This window comes from Streptomyces sp. NPDC050485, assembly GCF_044458185.1.
In the GTDB taxonomy this organism is placed as follows: domain Bacteria; phylum Actinomycetota; class Actinomycetes; order Streptomycetales; family Streptomycetaceae; genus Streptomyces.
Map to the genome: position 1 here is coordinate 337,160 of NZ_JBITHR010000004.1, position 16,415 is coordinate 353,574.

Consider the following 16,415-nt stretch of genomic DNA (forward strand, 5'->3'; position numbering starts at 1 on the left):
CCGGGGGAGCAGAGGGGCGGGTCGGCGGCCGGCGGCCGGTCGGGGCGGCCAGCAGGCGTTTCTCGTGGGTGCCCGCACATTCTTTGTCGATTGGACAAAAACTGCCTTGACCCGTACCGGAGCGCCGTGGGACGATTTATTCGTCGATCGACAAAGAAAAGTTGGCCCGGTCATGCGCGCTCGCGCGGCTACGTCGGCGAGCGGATGAAGGTCCACGGGGCCCTCAGGCCAGGCTGCCCATCACCGCACGCCAGAGCAGCTGACAGGAGAGAAGGACAATGAGCCTCGAAGGCAAGACCGTGTTGGTGACAGGGGCCAATCGCGGCATCGGAAAGGCGCTGGTCGCCGAGGCCCTCACGCGGGGTGCCGCGCGGGTCTACGCAGGCACCCGCCAACCCCTGACCCACGCCGACGCCCGGGTGACGCCCCTGACGCTGGACATCACCGATGCCGCTCAGATCCAGGCGGCCGTCGGACAGGTCGACTCGCTCGACGTCCTCATCAACAACGCCGGCATCATGCTGCCCGACGTCCCGTTCGACCCCGACGTCCTCGAACGCCACATGGCGGTCAACTTTCACGGCACCAACGCCGTGACCCAGGCTTTCCAGGGCGCCCTGGTCCGCTCCGGCGGCGCCATCATCAACATCAACTCGGCAGCCGCGCTCTCGCCCCTGCCGCCCTTCGCGTCCTACTCCATCTCGAAGTCGGCCCTGTTCTCCCTGACCCGGACCCTGCGCGCGTTCCTGGCCGGGCAGGGCGTCCGGGTCTACGCGGTCCTGGCGGGCCCCATCGACACCGACATGACGCGCCAGCTCCCCATCCCCAAGTCGTCCCCGGAATCCGCCGCCGAGGCCATCTTCGACGCGGTGGACAAGGGCGAGGAGGACATCTTCCCCGACGCCACGATGGCGCCCATGACCGACATGTGGCGCAACGGTCCGGACAAGCTGCTTGAGCGCCAGTTCGCCGAACTCGCACAGGGAGCGCCGCCGGCGTGAGCCCGGCGACGCCGGCCCGGCAGGGCGGAGCGTCGTAACACCCGGACCGCCCCGCCTGCGGGGCGGTCCCGTACATCCCGGGCGAGCGGAGGGCATGAACCGCGGGGTTCCCGGCCCGCTTGACCGCACGGGACGCGGGGACCAGGCGGAACATTGGCAGCCCGCCCTGACGGCCCGGCCGAGCGGACGGCTCCCTGCCGGGGGAGCGGCCGCCGCGACGGGACGTGCGCCGTCCGAAATCGGCTCAGGGCCGCGGGCTCCGATTCTTGACGGCACTTTCCCGGGGGAAGGCGCGGCTGCGGCGAGCTCCACCGATGCCGCCGTCGTGCGCGTCAGGCCACGCGGCGCGGGCGCGCTGCGGCCGCCGACGATGGCTGAACCGCGCCGTTCGCGCTCATACGCCTCACCCATGACGGCATCCGCCGTCGCCGCAACAGTCACATCAGCACAACGGGGGTGGAACATGCACGACAGATCTGTATGGGCGAGGAGAAGGAACCACACGCGACCACGATGGTGGCGCCGTCGGACCGGGATCATCCTGGCGGTGCTGGCCCTGGCGGCAGTGACGGTGTCCGGTCTTCCGCAGACCTCGGCGAGCGCAGCCACCGCGGTGAGAGCGGCCCAGGACTGGCCGATGTTCGGCCAGAACCCCGACAACACCGCGAGCGCCCCGGCCGGCCAGAACCACCAGGTCACGACGGCCAACGCCGCTACTCTGGCGAAGAAGTGGACGTTCACGACCGGCGGGGACGTGTCGGCGCGAGCCGCCGTGGTCCGTGGCTCCGTGTACTTCCCCGACTGGTCCGGGCACCTTTACGCGGTCAACGCCGACAGTGGTCGGCTCACATGGTCGCGGGACATCCTGAAGGACTATCTGCCGGGCGTCTTCACCAATCCGCCGGCCAAGGTGGTCTCCCGCACCACGCCCTACGTCGACCCGGACACCGACACGATGTACATCGGCACCCAGCAGGGCGCCTGGCTCCTCGCCGTCAACACGACCAACGGCGCCCTCCGTTGGAAGACCCAACTCGACACCCACCCCTTCGCGATCGACACCGCGTCACCGATCGTCTACCGGGGCGTGCTCTACGTTGGGGTCTCGTCGAACGAAGAGGGCGCGGCCAGCGACCCCCGCTACCCCTGCTGCAGCTTCCGAGGCAGCGTGGTCGCGCTGAACGCGAGCACGGGAGCACTCAAGTGGAAGACCCCGGTGGTGCCGGAGGGCTACACCGGTGGCGCCATCTGGAGCAGCACCATCGTCCCGGATCCGGCGCGGGGTGTCGTGTACACCACCACCGGCAACAACTACAGCACGCCGACCGCTCCGGCCTACACGTCCTGCATCAGCAACGGCGGCACTCAGGAATCGTGCCTGTCCCCGGACGACCACTTCGACTCGGTCGTCGCGCTGCGCATGACGAATGGGTCGGTCGCGTGGGCACAGCGCCTCTCCAGCGGCGACGACTGGAACCTGGCGTGCCTGTCCGGCACTCCGGGACCGAACTGTCCGAAACCGACAGGCTCCGACTACGACTTCGGCAGCGGAGTCAACCTCTTCACCATCCAGACGGCCCGCGGACCCAAGACCGTCCTCGGCGCCGGCCAGAAGAGCGGCGTGTACGCCGCCTTCGACCCCGACCGCCAGGGTGCCATCCTGTGGGCCACGCAGGTGGGGCCAGGCGGACCGCTCGGCGGGGTTCAGTGGGGCTCCGCCACGGACGGCAAACGGATCTACGTGGCCATCTCCGACTACCAGGGCCAGACGTACACCCTCCAGCCGTCGGGCCGGACGACCAGTCACGGCTCGTGGGGTGCGCTGGACCCGGCGACCGGGAAGATCCTCTGGCAGACCGCGGACCCGGGCGCCGCCTCGGACCAGGGCCCGCTGGCCGTGACCAACGGGGTCGTGTTCGCCCCGTCGACGGCCGGTACCGGAAACAACATGTTCGCCCTCAACGCGGCCACCGGCAACGTCATATGGAGCTTTGCCTCGGGCGGGTCCGTACTCGCTGGGGCCACGATCGTCGACGGCACCGTCTACTGGGGTTCCGGGTACAGCAAGCTCCCCGGAATGACCGGCAACAACAAGTTCTATGCATTCCAGACGTGCGCGCGGGGGCACTGACGGCGTCCCCCTTCGACACTCCCACGCGGCTGCCGGCGCCACTTCTTCACCAACAGAGGAGGTCATGGAGACGAGTCGTGCCCGGGCCGGTGACTTGGCACTCAGCTGACACCTATGCCCGCCGCACGAGCCGATCCCGACGACAGTGACCAGGGCGGCTCCAGGTCCGCCGGCGCCACGCGCCGGCACCCGGAGCCGCCCTTCGTGCTCTCGGACGACCCGGGCGCCGGCCCCGCAGGCCGTTCCGCGACACAGACCGCCGTCGCGGGAATACGCACGGTGATCGGCCCTGTTTATGTATCGAACGACAAACAACACTCCCCTCACCCTCGAAGCAGGTCAGGGTAAACTTGATCGAACGATAAACAGGAGGACAGGGCACTGATGGCCACTCGAGGCAGGCCGCGCAAATTCGACCCCGACATCGCCCTGCGACAGGCCCTGACCCTCTTCTGGGAGCGGGGCTACGAGGGAACGTCACTCAACGACCTCGCCGCGGCCATGGGTATCGCCTCGGCCAGCATCTACGCCTGCTTCGGAAGCAAGGAGAACCTCTTCCGCCAGGTCATGGGGCTGTACGGCGCCACCTCGGGCGAGTCGCCCCGGCGCGCGCTGCGCGAACAGCCGACCGCGCGGTCCGCGATCGAGGCCATGCTGCGCGCCACCGCCAACGAGATCACCCGTCCGGACACGCCGACCGGCTGCATGCTCATCCTGACCGCGCTCACCGGCCCGGTGGAGAACCAGGGGGTCCGGGAGTTCCTCGCCGACCTGCGGCGCGACATGCACGCCACCATCAGGGACCGGTTGGCCCGCGGAGTCACCGAAGGCGACCTCACTGCGCCCCCGGCCGGCCTTGACGCCATCGCGCGCTACTACACCACCGTGGTCGAGGGCTTGTCCGTCCAAGCCCGCGACGGCGCCACACGCGCCGAACTCGAAGAGGTCATCACCTGCGCGACGGCCACGTGGGATATCCTCGTCGGCCCGCCGCTGCGCACGAGCGGCTGACAAGGCCGCCGCACACCAGCGCGTGACCCTGCCATTGCCGAAAATTTCATCCGCCCTGATCGAGCAGTCTCTGCAGGAGTGGGACCGGGTCAGTCAGGGCGGGGCGCCTGACGGGTAAAAGCCCAGGTCAGGCGCCTCTTTTTGTGCCTCTAGAAGAAGCCGAGCTTCTTCGGCGAGTACGAGACGAGAAGATTCTTCGTCTGCTGATAGTGCTCCAGCATCATCTTGTGGGTCTCCCGCCCGATGCCCGACTGCTTGTAGCCGCCGAAGGCGGCATGCGCCGGGTAGGCGTGGTAGCAGTTGGTCCAGACTCGGCCCGCCTGGATCGCGCGGCCCGCGCGGTATGCCGTGTTCATGTCGCGGGTCCACACGCCCGCGCCCAGGCCGTACAGCGTGTCGTTCGCCGTGCCGATCGCGTCGTCGAAGTCGGCGAACGAGGTCACCGCCACCACCGGGCCGAAGATCTCCTCCTGGAAGATCCGCATGCGGTTGTCGCCCTCGAAGATGGTCGGCTGGACGTAGTAGCCGCCCGCCAACTCGCCGTCGTACTCGATGCGTTGGCCACCCGTCAGGATCTTCGCGCCCTCCTGCTGGCCGATGTCCAGATAGGAGAGGATCTTCTGGAGCTGGTCGTTGGAGGCCTGGGCGCCGATCATCGTGTCGGTGTCCAGCGGGTGGCCCGGGACGATGCGTTCCGTGCGGGCGATGGCCGCCTCCAGGAACTCGCTGTAGTGGCCGCGCTGGATCAGGGCGCGGGACGGGCAGGTGCAGACCTCGCCCTGGTTGAGGGCGAACATGGTGAAGCCTTCGAGGGCCTTGTCCCGGAAGTCGTCGTCCGCCGACCACACGTCGTCGAAGAAGATGTTCGGGGACTTGCCGCCCAGTTCGAGGGTGACGGGCTTGATGTTCTCCGAGGCGTACTGCATGATCAGCCGCCCCGTCGTGGTCTCGCCCGTGAACGCGATCTTCGCGACGCGCGGGCTGGACGCGAGCGGCTTGCCCGCCTCCACGCCGAAGCCGTTGACGATGTTCACCACGCCCGGCGGCAGCAGATCCGCGACCAGGCTCATCCAGAAGTGGATGGACGCCGGGGTCTGCTCGGCCGGCTTCAGGACCACCGCGTTGCCCGCGGCGAGTGCCGGGGCCAGCTTCCAGACCGCCATCAGGATCGGGAAGTTCCACGGGATGATCTGGCCGACCACGCCGAGCGGCTCATGGAAGTGGTACGCGATGGTGTCGTCGTCGATCTCGCTGAGCGAGCCCTCCTGGGCACGCAGCGCGCCCGCGAAGTACCGGAAGTGGTCGATGGCCAGCGGCATGTCGGCGGCCAGCGTCTCGCGTACGGGCTTGCCGTTCTCCCAGCTCTCGGCGACCGCCAGCTCCTCCAGATGCGTCTCCATCCGGTCCGCGATCTTGAGCAGGATGTTCGCGCGGGCCTCCGGGGAGGTGCGCCCCCAGGCGGGTGCGGCCGCGTGCGCCGCGTCCAGCGCCAGTTCGACGTCATCGGCGGTGCCGCGGGCGATCTCGGTGAAGGGGCGGCCGTTGACGGGGCTCGGGTTCTCGAAGTACTGGCCGAGCCGGGGCGGCACGTATGCGCCGCCGATCCAGTGGTCGTAGCGGGACTGGAACGAGACGAGCGCACCCTCGGTGCCGGGCGCTGCGTAACGGGTCATCTCCGTGGCCTCCCTCTGCCGCGCCGCCCGCCCTTGGGCGGCGCTCGCTGCGCAGGCTAGGCGTACGGACGTTGCAAGCCCGTTGCGAGACCCTGCTCGGCCATCAGATCCCCCAACCGGGCGCGTACCGCCACCTGTTGGCAGTCCGGCAGGGCGTCGGCGAGGGCCTGCCACACCGGCAGGTCCTCCTCGCCCCACGGGCTGTACGCCCAGTCGGCGAGCAGCCCAGGATCGGCGCGCGCGAGGAGCCCGGCCCGCACCTGGTCGGCGAGCCGGCGGCGCAGCCGGACCACCGCCGGCGCTTCGGAACCCGGAAGGAGCGGGCCGTTGTAGAGCATCATCGCCGCGGCCACCGCGCCCGAGCCGAGCCGTCGGGCCACCGCGTCGAAGTCCGCGTCCACGGGTGCGGTCAGCCGGTAGGGCCGGGAGGCGAGGAGCGCGGGCCCCAACAGCCTTCGCAGCCTGGACAGTTCGGCGCGCAGCGTCACGGGGCTCACGGTCTCGTCCTCGTACAGCGCAACGAGCAGTTCGTCGCCGCTCAGGCCCTCGGGGTGGCGGGCGAGGAGGACCAGGATCTCGCTGTGCCGGCGGCTGAGGCGGAGCTTGCGGCCGTCCGCGACGAGCAGCGCCTCGTCCCTGCCGAGCGCGCTCAGGCAGACCGCCTCGCGGGCGGGCGGCGGGGCGAGCAGGGCCAGTTCGGACTCGGCGGCCCGCGCGACGGCCTGGACGAAGCCCAGGCTGTGCGGGTGGGCGAGGCCGTCGCCGCCGGTGAGGTCGACGGCGCCGAGCAGCCGTCCGGTGCGCGGGTCGTGCACGGGGGCGGCGGCGCAGGTCCACCGCTGGACCGGCCGGCGGAAGTGCTCGGCCGAGAACACCTGGACCGGGCGGTCCTCGGCCAGGGCGGTGCCGGGCGCGTTGGTGCCCACCGCCGACTCTGCCCAGCGGGCGCCGGGAACGAAGTTCATGCGCCCCGCCTCGCCGCGGGTCCGCGGATGGCCCTCGACCCACAGGAGCCGCCCCTGCGCGTCGCACACGGCCACCAGGTGTTCGCCGTCACCGGCGTACGCGCCGGTCAGCTCACGGATCACCGGCATGGCACGGGCGAGCGGGTGCCCGTCGCGGTACGCGCACAGGCCTTCCTCGTCGAGCTCCACACAGGCCGCGCCGTCCGGGCTGACCCGGGCCCGCGCGGAGCGCTGCCAGGACGCCGCCACCAGCGGACGTACCGGAGGCACCACCCGGCCCGCAGAGGTGAACTCCGCATGGGCGAGCCGCAGTTGACCGGATCGCTCGGCCGGATCGGCACCTGCCTCCAGAGCCACCCAGGACTCGTCCCGCCTGTCCGTCAACTCGGCCTCCCCGCACGCCGTATGGACCGCCTCCATCGTCGTCGCGGCACGGTCGCCCGGCAAGGAGCGGGGAACCGGCCACTGTCGCAGCGGAACCTGCGGCCCTTCAGGCGAAGTTGACGAGCCTGATGTAGCGCACCCAGTCCCACTGGGGTCCCGGGTCGGTGTGGTCGGTGCCGGGGACCTGGTAGTGGCCGATGATGTGCTCGCGGTCCTTCGGGATGCCGTACCGGTCGCAGACCGACGCGGTCAGCGCCGCCGACCGCTCGTACAGCGCGTCGGTGAAGTAGGCGGGCTGGTCGACCCAGCCCTCGTGCTCGATGCCGATGCTGCGCGTGTTGTAGTCCCAGTTCCCGGCGTGCCAGGCGATGTCGTGCTCCCTGACCAGCTGTGCGATGTACCCGTCGGCGGAGCGCGTCACATAGTGCGCGGAGACCTTCTTCGCCGGGTTCTGGAAGATGCCGATGGTGTTGGACCACGTCTCCTGGGTCACGTGGATGATGACGTAGTCGATCGGGTACGCCGAAGGGCGCGAGGACGCCGTGTAGTTGGACGTCGACGCGGGCATCCAGTGCGCGCCCGGATAGTCGGTGGTGCCGTCGGCGGCCGCCTCGGTCGCCGGGAACAGGAATCCGGCGGCGACCGAGGCCGCGGCGCCCTGGATCAGTCTTCTGCGGTTCATGAAAGGGCCCCTGAACTAGGCGTCGAAGGAAGGGAGTTGGGCGGCGGTCTCCCGCAGGTGGCGGTGCAGGCCCCGGTGCGGCTCGCCCTGCCGGGGCAGCCACTCCTTGCGGATCTTCGCCACACACGTGTAGTTGGTGTCGCAGACATTGCCGAGCGGAGCCTCACCGGCCTGACTCACCAGCTGGTACGCGTCGAGCGCGGACAGTCCGTAGTCGCGCTCCAGCCATCGCACCAGGTCCAACTGCGAGATGCGGAAGGCGTCTTCGAGCGGGCGCGCCGACCCCGTCGACATGATGTGGGTATCGGACTCGATGCGCGGCCAGGGCGTTTCGACGCCCTTCAGGAGCTCGACCACGACCACCGTGTTCATCGCGCACTCGACGGCGACCCCGCACGTCTCGCCCTCCCCCTGGCGGGCGTGCCCGTCGCCGAGACTGAACAGCGCGCCCGCCACGTTGACCCCGAGATAGCAGGTCACGCCCGCGCGCATCTCGGGCGTGTCCATGTTCCCGCCGTGCGCGTCCGGGACCAGCGCCGAGCGCACCTCCAGGTTGGCCGGGGCCACCCCCACCGTGCCGTGCATCGGGTCCATCGGCAGCTCGACCTCGATGTCGCTCTCGCGGGCCCGGAACAGACAGGTCCCGCGCGCCCGGTCGAGCTCCCACATCCACACCAGCTCGGGCAGCGGCGGCTGGAGCGTCGCCGTCGTATGGGTCGAGGTGAGCGCGCCGAACAGGGGGACGGTCGTCGACGCCGCCCAGTCCCGGGCGGGCCGTACCGACACGAAGTGCACGGCGAGCGTGTCGCCGGGTTCCGCGCCCGCCACGTAGAAGGGTCCGGTCTGCGGATTGAGGAAGGGGAACTCGCAGACCCGGGACACCAGATCGCGCTCCGAACGCACCCGCCCGGCGAAGCAGTCCTCGGTGTACAGGTCCAGAACGGTCCCGGGCGCGATCCGCGCCACGGGCGCCGCGCCCCCGAACGTCCAGGCGTACTCGCCCTCCTTGGGGCGCACGGTCAGTATCCGCGGGTCGTCGCTCATCCTCGTAACGCTCCTGTCTCCTCGTGGTCCTCATCGGGATCGATGAGGTGGACGCGGCCGGTCCGAGCGAGCCGCCCGGGATGCCGGCGGGCCGGCACCACGAGCCCCGCCGCCATCCAGGCGCCGACGACGGGCCCGGTGTACGACACCGGCGGCGAGAGCTCGGCGACGAAGCCGAAGGCCGGGACCCCCGCCGCGGTCAGCAGGGCCGGGACGAACGCGGCGATGCCGAGCACCGGGACCACCAGGTGCCGTACAGGACTGAACAGTTCGCGGCGCCGCCGCAGGAAATATCCGGCACCGTACCCTCCCTCTGTCCGTCAACAGGCAAGAGTGTCACGGGAGTTACCGTACGGTCCGGGGTGCGCGAGGCGGAAGAGGACGCCGGGCCCGCCCGGGCCGCATTGCCGGGCGGACGCGACGTAGCCGTCCTGTGCGTCGTTTGACGTAACTTCCTTACAGGGCTCGCCAGATGCCCGCTTCCCACTGATTCTGGAGGGTATGGCCACGCCGCCCGTACCACCCAGACCGCCCGGTCCGCCGCCCGGCGGTTTCGGACCGCCGTCAGGAGGCGGGTTCGGGCCGCCGAGCTGGCAGTCGCCGTCCCCGGGTCCGCCGCCCGAGCCGCCGGGCGGAGGCCGCCGCAGAGGACGGCAGATCGCCGTCGCGATCGTGGTGGCGGTCGCGGTGATCGCGGCCATCGTCTTCGTGGCCATCCGTGGAAGCGGTGGCGGCGGCAAGAGGCACGTCGGCCCGGCCCGAAGCGGCACCGCGAGCCCGGCCCCGTCCCTGAGCCTGCCGAGCGGCTTTCCCACCGCCCTGCCCACCTCCCTCCCGTCCGAACTCCCCTCTCTGCCCACCGATGTGCCGAGCGGCTTCCCGACCGAACTCCCCAGCGGGTTGCCGTCCGGGCTGCTGGGGGACGGTGCCGCGCCCTCGGCGAACGGCGCGGTGGCTCGGTGAACGGGCCGACTCAGTCGGTGCGGTCGTCCTCGGGCGCGGCGAACATCGACTCCAGTGCCGCCGCCGGGTCCCGGTCCGCCGGGCCCGCCGGGGTCCACCGGCCGCGCTCCTTGCGATAGGGCCACCACCGGCCGTCGCGGCCGAGCCGCAGCTGGGCGTCCCGGCCGGTCACGGTCCACCGGTTGCCGCCCGCCGCCCGCAGCGCCGGGCGGTCGCCCTCGGGCCAGGCGCGGTCGAGGCTCCCGGCGGCGCGGGCCAAGTCCTCCGCCTCCGGAGTCCACTCCTCCTCCAGCGCGGAGAGCGACGCGACCCCGCCGAGCCGCCAGGCGCGTACGGCCGCCGTCAGATCGGCGGGGCGCCGCCCCGACGCGGCGGCGAGACGCGCGGAAATCCGCTGATCGTGACAGTGGGCCGCGAGCCGCACGGTGTCCTGATCTACCGTCAATACGCTGTCCATGTACGTGAGTTCATGCTTCGGGGCGAGGGCGTCCGTCAGCATGCGGTGCGCCCGTGCCGCGGCGTCCGCCGCCAGGAACTCCAGCGCCGAGGGGTCGATGCCCGGCTCCGGCGCGGTCTCGGTGTCCAGCCGCGCGGGCCCGCCCGGCTCGGGCGGCAGCGGCGGCGGCGCGGGCAGCGGCGGCACGATGTCCCTGGCCGCGAACGCCTCCCCGGCCGGCACGCCCTCCACCGTCGCGGGCCCGCCCGCGAAGGGGGCCGTGCTGCGCTCCTGCAAGGAGTCGAGCAGCGCCGGCTCGGTGCGCCCGCGCATCAGCAGCAGGACGAACGGATCCTGGTCCAGCAGGCGGGCCACCTGATAGCAGAGCGCCGCCGTGTGCGGACAGTGGTCCCAGGCCTCGCAGGTGCATTCGGGCTCCAAGTCACCGATGCCGGGGAGGAGTTCGACACCGGCGGTTGCCGCGTCCTCCACCAGGTGCGGAGGCATCTCGCGATCGAGCAGCGCCGCGATGTGCCCGGCCCGCTCCGCCGCCATCCCCAGGAAGCGGTCCCATGCGGTGGCGTCCAGCTCCTGGAGGAGCACATCACTGCGGTACCGGGATCCGTCCCGGTCGCGTACCACCGCGGTGATCCGGCCGGGGCGCACCGTCACCGCGCCGACCGCGCCCTCCCGCGCGAACCGGCGCCCCTTCTTGAGCTGCTGCCCGTCGAGCGCGGTGTCCTCCAGGGCCTTCAGCCACGCCCGGCCCCACCAGCTGACGGCGAAGTCTCGCCCCGCGGGCGGCAGCGGCTCGAAGGTGCGCTCGTCCTCGTACGTGTCGCTCATCGCCCGCTCCCTCGCAACGCCACCAGATCCGTCAGCTCCGCATCGGACAGCTCGGTCAGCGCGGACTCGCCCGCGCCGAGCACCGCGTCCGCCAACTCCCGCTTGCGGTCCAGCATGTCGGCGATCCGGTCCTCGATGGTGCCCTCCGCGATCAGCCGGTGCACCTGTACCGGCCGGGTCTGGCCGATGCGGTACGCCCGGTCGGTGGCCTGCGCCTCGACGGCCGGGTTCCACCAGCGGTCGTAGTGGATGACATGACCGGCCCGGGTCAGGTTGAGGCCCGTGCCCGCCGCCTTCAACGACAGGAGGAACACCGGCACTTCACCGTCCTGGAAGCGCCGCACCATCTCCTCGCGGCGCTCCACCGGCGTCCCGCCGTGCAGGAACTGCGTGGGCACCCCGCGCGTCGCCAGATGCTCCTCGATGAGCCGTGCCATCCGCACGTACTGGGTGAAGACGAGCACCGCGCCGTCCTCGGCGAGGATGGTGTCCAGGAGCTCGTCGAGCAGCTCCAGCTTCCCCGAACGGCCGCTGATCCTGGGGGAGTTCTCCTTCAGGTACTGCGCCGGATGGTTGCAGATCTGCTTGAGCGCGGTCAGCAGCTTCACCACCAGGCCGCGCCGCTGGAAGCCGTCCGCTCCGGAGATCTCGGCGAGCGTCTCGCGCACCACGGCCTCGTACAGACCGGTCTGCTCCTGGGTGAGAAAGACGGCCCGGTCGGTCTCGGTCTTCGGTGGCAGCTCGGGCGCGATGCCCGGATCGGACTTGCGGCGGCGGAGCAGGAAGGGCCGGACCAGACGCGAGAGCCGCTCGGCGGCGGCCGGATCGCTGCCGCTCTCGGCGGCGGTCGCGTAGCGCGTACGGAACGTGCCGAGCCGGCCGAGCAGTCCGGGCGTGGTCCAGTCGAGGATCGCCCACAGCTCGGAGAGGTTGTTCTCGACGGGCGTCCCGCTGAGCGCCACCCGCGCCCGGGCCCCGATGGTGCGCAGCTGCTTTGCTGTCGCGGAGTACGGGTTCTTGACGTGCTGGGCCTCGTCGGTGACCACCATGCCCCACTGCGCCCCGGCCAGCTTGGCGGCGTCCAGGCGCATCGTGCCGTAGGTGGTGAGCACGAACTCGCCGTCCACCAGGGAGTCGAGTGAGCGCGACGCGGCGTGGAAGCGGCGGACGGGAGTGCCGGGCGCGAACTTCTCGATCTCGCGCTGCCAGTTGCCCATGAGCGAGGTGGGGCAGACGACGAGGGTGGGACCGGCCGTCGCCGGGTCGCTCTGGCGGTGCAGATGCAGGGCGATGAGTGTGATGGTCTTGCCGAGGCCCATGTCGTCGGCGAGACACCCGCCGAGGCCCAACGAGGTCATGTCGGCAAGCCAGTTGAGCCCGCGCAGCTGGTAGTCGCGCAGCTGGGCGGCGAGCGCCGCGGGCTGGGCGACGGGCTGCTCGCGGTCGCTCTCGGGGTCGGCGAGCCGGTCGCGCAGGCGGGCCAGCCAGCCGGTCGCCTCGACGTCGACGCGCCGCCCCTCGATCTCGGTCGAGCCGGTGAGGACCGCCGCGAGCGCGTCGACCGGGGTCACCTTGCGGTCCTGCGCCGCGCGGGCCCGCCGGGCCTCCGCCGGATCGACGAGCACCCACTGGTCGCGCAGCCGCACCACGGGACGGCTCGCCTCGGCGAGCCGGTCCAGCTCCTGCCGCGTCAACTCCGTGTCGCCCAGCGCGAACCGCCAGTCGAACGCCAGCAGCGCATCGGCCGACAGCACCGAAGGCGTGTCCGTCTCGATACGCTCCGGCCCCTGCTCCTGCGGGCCGATCACGGCGCGCGCCGTCAGTTTGCGCGTGAGCTCCTTCGGCCAGTGCACCTGGACGCCGATCGTGGCCAGTGTGCGCGAGGCCGCACCGAGCAGCTCGCCCGCCTCCTCGTCGGCGAGCTCGATCGCATCCGGTACAGCGGCCGAGAGCAGCGGGGTCAGCGGAGTCCAGGCGCGGGCCGCCCGGCGCAGGGCGAGCAGGGCGTCCATGCGGGCCCGCGGCCCGAACCCGGCGGCAGTACCTGATCCGGCCCACACCTCGGCGGCATCCGCGACCAGCGCGGGATCGCTGACGCTGTGCAGCTGGAGCACCGCGCGGAACACCGGCCCGGCACTGTCCGGACCGGTTGAGGCGAGCCCCGGCAGCTCGATGCGCAGCGAGATCCGTACGCCCGCGTCGTGCCCGGCGGCCACCTCGGCGGCCCAGGCCCGCTGCTCGGGCAGCCGCTGCGGCTCTTCGGCCGCGAACGCCGGCGACCCGGTGGCCCGCGCCGCGGCGGGGGTGCGCGGCAGCCCGTCCGCGACCGCGTCCAGGAAGGCGCGCAGGAGCCGCTCGGGCTCGGGCAGCAGCACCGGTCCGGCCAGGGTGTCGAGCGGCACGGCATGCGCCTCGGGAGGCATCGCGGCGGCCAGCTCGCGCACCTTGTCCAGCTCGTCGGCGCCGAGCGGGCCGACCCGCCAGGCGTCGTGGTCGGCCGGCGTGAGACCGGGCAACAGCAGCCCCCGCGCGGCGAGTTGAAGCGCGAGCAGGGCGGCCGAGCCCCAGAACGCGGCCGGACGCGAGGCCTGCGCCAAGGCGCGGGCCCGGGTGAGCACGGGCAGCGCGTCCCGGACGGGCAGCAGGAGGGCGCGTACGTCCTGGAGCGTGACGTCCGCGCCGACGACGGTCAGGTTCTCGACGGTGCCGGGCGCGGCCGGCGGCCCTTCGCCGTCGGGGTGCCAGAAGGCGACGCGGCCGGTGCGGGACGGATCCGCGGGCAGGAAGGCCACGCGGCAACGGGAGAGTTCGGCGAGCTGGGGCGGTGTGGGAGCGGGGAGCCTCTGCACAGCGATAACGCATTCCTCAAATTTGACTACGTTGCCGGAGCGGCCGAGGGTACAGGAAGGAGCGGTCCGCCGGGAGCTCTGCGAGGTGACCCCCGTCACATGTCGCCGGGTGGGTGGGGCCAGCACCACCCACGGCTACGGGGCAGGCCCCCGCCGCTGGACGGGTGGTGGCGCCATGGCCGTCAAAGGGCGCCGATCCGTACGTTCAGTGAGGTCAGCGCAGGGAACTGCGGGGGACGACCGACCGGAGACGTCATGCCACAGGCCACCGTGCCGCAGCCCGCCACGGGCCTCGGCGCCCCTGCCGAACCGCGGGCGGGCAGCGAGTTCGCACCCCTGCTCAAGGCGGTGAAGGGGCAGGGCCTGCTCGACCGGCGAACCGGCTGGTACGCGACCCGCATCGCCGTCAACCTGCTGGCACTGGCCGCGACGATCACCGCGATGGCGCTCACCGGCGACACCTGGTGGACGCTGCTGTACGCCCTGCCGCTCTCCGTGTTCTGGGCCCGCACCGCCTTCTTCGGCCACGACGCAGGCCACGCCCAGATCACCCGCGGCAAGCGCGCGGGCCGGCTCATCGGCCTGTTCCACAGCGACCTGCTCCTCGGCATGAGCTACGCCTGGTGGAACGACAAGCACAACCGCCACCACGCCAACCCCAACCACATCGACAAGGACCCCGACGTCGGCGTCGGCGCCCTGGTGTGGACCCAGCAACAGGCCGAACGGCGCGAAGGCTTCGCCCGCTGGCTCACCCGCAACCAGGCCCGGCTCTTCTTCCCGATGCTGCTCCTGGAAGGCATCGCCCTGAAGATCTACGGATTCCAGGACCTCAGGCGGCAGCCGCCCCGCGAGCGGGCCGTGGAGGCCCCCCTCCTGATCGCCCACCTCGCCGGATACACGGCCCTGCTCCTGACCGTCATGTCCCCGGGCAAGGCGCTGGTCTTCGCACTGCTGCACCACGCCCTGTTCGGCCTGCACCTCGGCATGACCTTCGCCCCCAACCACAAGGGCATGGAGATGCCCGACCCGAACGACCCCGGCGACGCGGCCTGGGGGCACCTGCGCCGCCAGGTCCTCACCTCGCGCAACGTACGCGGCGGACTGGTCACCGACTGGCTCCTCGGCGGCCTGAACTACCAGATAGAGCACCACCTCTTCCCGAACATGCCGCGCCCGCACCTCCGGCTCGCCCAGCCGATGGTCCGCGCCCACTGCGCCGCCGTGGGCATCCCGTACGCGGAGACCTCGCTGACCGACTCCTACCGCCAGGCCCTCGGGCACATGCACGAGGTCGGCGCACCGCTGCGGAAGTGACGCATAGTGGAAGCAGGTGGAACCAGGGGGCGCCGCCGTGCGTTCCCTGAGAAGAGCGGCGAACGCCGCGAGAAGGAAGGCGACGGACATGTCGAAGCGCGCGATGATCGCCGCCGGCGGAGTGGTGGCGGGGCTCATTCTGATCCCGTTGATCGGGTTCTGGCTCTCCCTGCTGGTGCTGATCGGGGTCCCGGTGGCGGCCTACCTGATGCTGGACCCGAGCCAGCGCCGCCGGCTGCGGCACATATCCCGCAAGGAGCTCGGCCGCTAGCGGCGGCTCTGACCTGCCGGGTTAGGCTCGGGCCGATCATTGGGCCGCCCGTCATCGGGACGCCCATCATGGGGACGGCAGAGGGGAGCTCGGCGCGATGAGCGGGACGAGCGGAAGAGTCGCGGCGGTCAGCAGCAATGGCGAGTACACGTTCACCAAGCCGAACCGGGACAGCATCACGCTGCTGCCCGGGCTCGGGGTGGAAGGTGACGTGCACGCGGGCGTGACGGTCAAGCACCGCTCACGCGTCGCCCAGGATCCGACGCAGCCCAATCTGCGCCAGGTCCACCTGATCCACGAGGAACTGTTCGGGGAGGTCGCCGAGAAGGGCTTCGAGGTCACCGCCGGACAGCTCGGCGAGAACGTGACGACGGCGGGCATCGACCTCCTCGGTCTGCCCACCGGCGCCCTGCTGCACATCGGAGCCGAGGCGGTCGTCGAAGTCACCGGCCTGCGCAACCCGTGCCTCCAGATCGACGCCTTCCAGGACGGGCTGCTCAAGCAGGTCGTCGGCCGCGACGAGGACGGCGCGATAGTGCGCAAGGCCGGGGTCATGAGCGTGGTCCGCTCGGGTGGCGAGATCCGTCCCGGCGACACGATCACCGTCGAACTGCCCGAGGGGCCGCACCGACCGCTGGAGAAGGTGTAAGCGCGCCGAACTGGCTGTGGCCGCAGGTGAGTTGACGCGCTGACGCGGGCTGCCCGAAAGGGTCGACGCGGTTCGTCGGCCAGGATCCGTGGCCATCACGTCCGCCGTCACTCGGCGCCCGCGCGGCGGAGGCGTCCCTCAACACCCCTGTCCGCCATGCCTGTTCCTCCCCTTCGCCGCGCTCCTGATCGAA

The 16,415-nt window shown here is 71.4% G+C and carries 14 protein-coding genes; 7 read left to right on the top strand and 7 right to left on the bottom strand.

All coding sequences use genetic code 11. The features are described 5' to 3' along the window. Window positions 1–278: 278 nt before the first annotated feature. From ACIBK6_RS10800 to ACIBK6_RS10810, 3 genes are all read left to right on the top strand, one after another. Window positions 279–1,001, top strand: a complete 723-nt coding sequence (locus ACIBK6_RS10800) for an SDR family NAD(P)-dependent oxidoreductase (RefSeq protein WP_399050701.1) — start codon at window positions 279–281, stop codon at window positions 999–1,001. A gap of 547 nt (window positions 1,002–1,548) precedes the next feature. Next, window positions 1,549–3,132 (top strand): PQQ-binding-like beta-propeller repeat protein, encoded by a 1,584-nt coding sequence (locus ACIBK6_RS10805; protein WP_399050703.1) that lies wholly within the window; start codon window positions 1,549–1,551, stop codon window positions 3,130–3,132. A gap of 384 nt (window positions 3,133–3,516) precedes the next feature. Next, window positions 3,517–4,143, top strand: coding sequence for a TetR/AcrR family transcriptional regulator (locus tag ACIBK6_RS10810; RefSeq protein ID WP_399050705.1), 627 nt, complete (start codon window positions 3,517–3,519; stop codon window positions 4,141–4,143). A 149-nt stretch (window positions 4,144–4,292) separates the two neighbouring features. On the opposite strand, the gene adh is transcribed toward ACIBK6_RS10810, so the two are convergent. From adh to ACIBK6_RS10835, 5 genes are all read right to left on the bottom strand, one after another. Continuing rightward, window positions 4,293–5,816, bottom strand: coding sequence for an aldehyde dehydrogenase (gene adh, locus ACIBK6_RS10815; RefSeq protein WP_399050707.1), 1,524 nt, complete (start codon window positions 5,814–5,816; stop codon window positions 4,293–4,295). A gap of 56 nt (window positions 5,817–5,872) precedes the next feature. Then, window positions 5,873–7,201 carry a GAF domain-containing protein gene (locus ACIBK6_RS10820; protein WP_399050994.1) on the bottom strand — a complete coding sequence of 443 codons (1,329 nt, stop codon included), beginning with the start codon at window positions 7,199–7,201 and terminating at the stop codon, window positions 5,873–5,875. A 70-nt stretch (window positions 7,202–7,271) separates the two neighbouring features. After that, on the bottom strand, window positions 7,272–7,847 hold the full coding sequence (locus ACIBK6_RS10825) for an N-acetylmuramoyl-L-alanine amidase (protein ID WP_399050709.1): 576 nt from the start codon (window positions 7,845–7,847) through the stop codon (window positions 7,272–7,274). A gap of 15 nt (window positions 7,848–7,862) precedes the next feature. Then, window positions 7,863–8,891 (bottom strand): acetamidase/formamidase family protein, encoded by a 1,029-nt coding sequence (locus ACIBK6_RS10830; protein WP_399050710.1) that lies wholly within the window; start codon window positions 8,889–8,891, stop codon window positions 7,863–7,865. Next, the gene (locus tag ACIBK6_RS10835) at window positions 8,888–9,127 is read right to left on the bottom strand and encodes a hypothetical protein (RefSeq protein WP_399050711.1); all 240 of its coding nucleotides are present in this window, start codon (window positions 9,125–9,127) and stop codon (window positions 8,888–8,890) included. The genes ACIBK6_RS10830 and ACIBK6_RS10835 overlap by 4 nt, the downstream gene beginning before the upstream one ends. Window positions 9,128–9,392: 265 nt before the next feature. On the opposite strand from ACIBK6_RS10835, the gene ACIBK6_RS10840 reads away from it, so the two are divergent. After that, window positions 9,393–9,854: a hypothetical protein gene (locus tag ACIBK6_RS10840; protein ID WP_399050712.1), complete on the top strand. Its 462-nt coding sequence runs from the start codon at window positions 9,393–9,395 to the stop codon at window positions 9,852–9,854. Window positions 9,855–9,864: 10 nt separating this feature from the next. Here ACIBK6_RS10840 and ACIBK6_RS10845 read toward each other — a convergent pair whose 3' ends face one another. Both ACIBK6_RS10845 and ACIBK6_RS10850 read right to left on the bottom strand, forming a co-directional pair. Further along, on the bottom strand, window positions 9,865–11,136 hold the full coding sequence (locus ACIBK6_RS10845; protein ID WP_399050713.1) for an SWF or SNF family helicase: 1,272 nt from the start codon (window positions 11,134–11,136) through the stop codon (window positions 9,865–9,867). Continuing rightward, window positions 11,133–13,985 (bottom strand): SNF2-related protein, encoded by a 2,853-nt coding sequence (locus ACIBK6_RS10850; RefSeq protein WP_399050714.1) that lies wholly within the window; start codon window positions 13,983–13,985, stop codon window positions 11,133–11,135. Before ACIBK6_RS10850 ends, ACIBK6_RS10845 begins: the two co-directional genes overlap by 4 nt. A 255-nt stretch (window positions 13,986–14,240) precedes the next feature. Between ACIBK6_RS10850 and ACIBK6_RS10855 the strand changes: the two genes are divergently transcribed. From ACIBK6_RS10855 to ACIBK6_RS10865, 3 genes are all read left to right on the top strand, one after another. Further along, a complete protein-coding gene (locus ACIBK6_RS10855; RefSeq protein ID WP_399050715.1) occupies window positions 14,241–15,302 on the top strand; it encodes a fatty acid desaturase family protein in 1,062 nt (353 codons plus the stop codon). A gap of 88 nt (window positions 15,303–15,390) precedes the next feature. Continuing rightward, window positions 15,391–15,573 (top strand): hypothetical protein, encoded by a 183-nt coding sequence (locus tag ACIBK6_RS10860; protein ID WP_399050716.1) that lies wholly within the window; start codon window positions 15,391–15,393, stop codon window positions 15,571–15,573. Between the two features lie 97 nt (window positions 15,574–15,670). Beyond that, a complete protein-coding gene (locus ACIBK6_RS10865) occupies window positions 15,671–16,222 on the top strand; it encodes an MOSC domain-containing protein (protein ID WP_399050717.1) in 552 nt (183 codons plus the stop codon). Window positions 16,223–16,415: the final 193 nt, after the last annotated feature.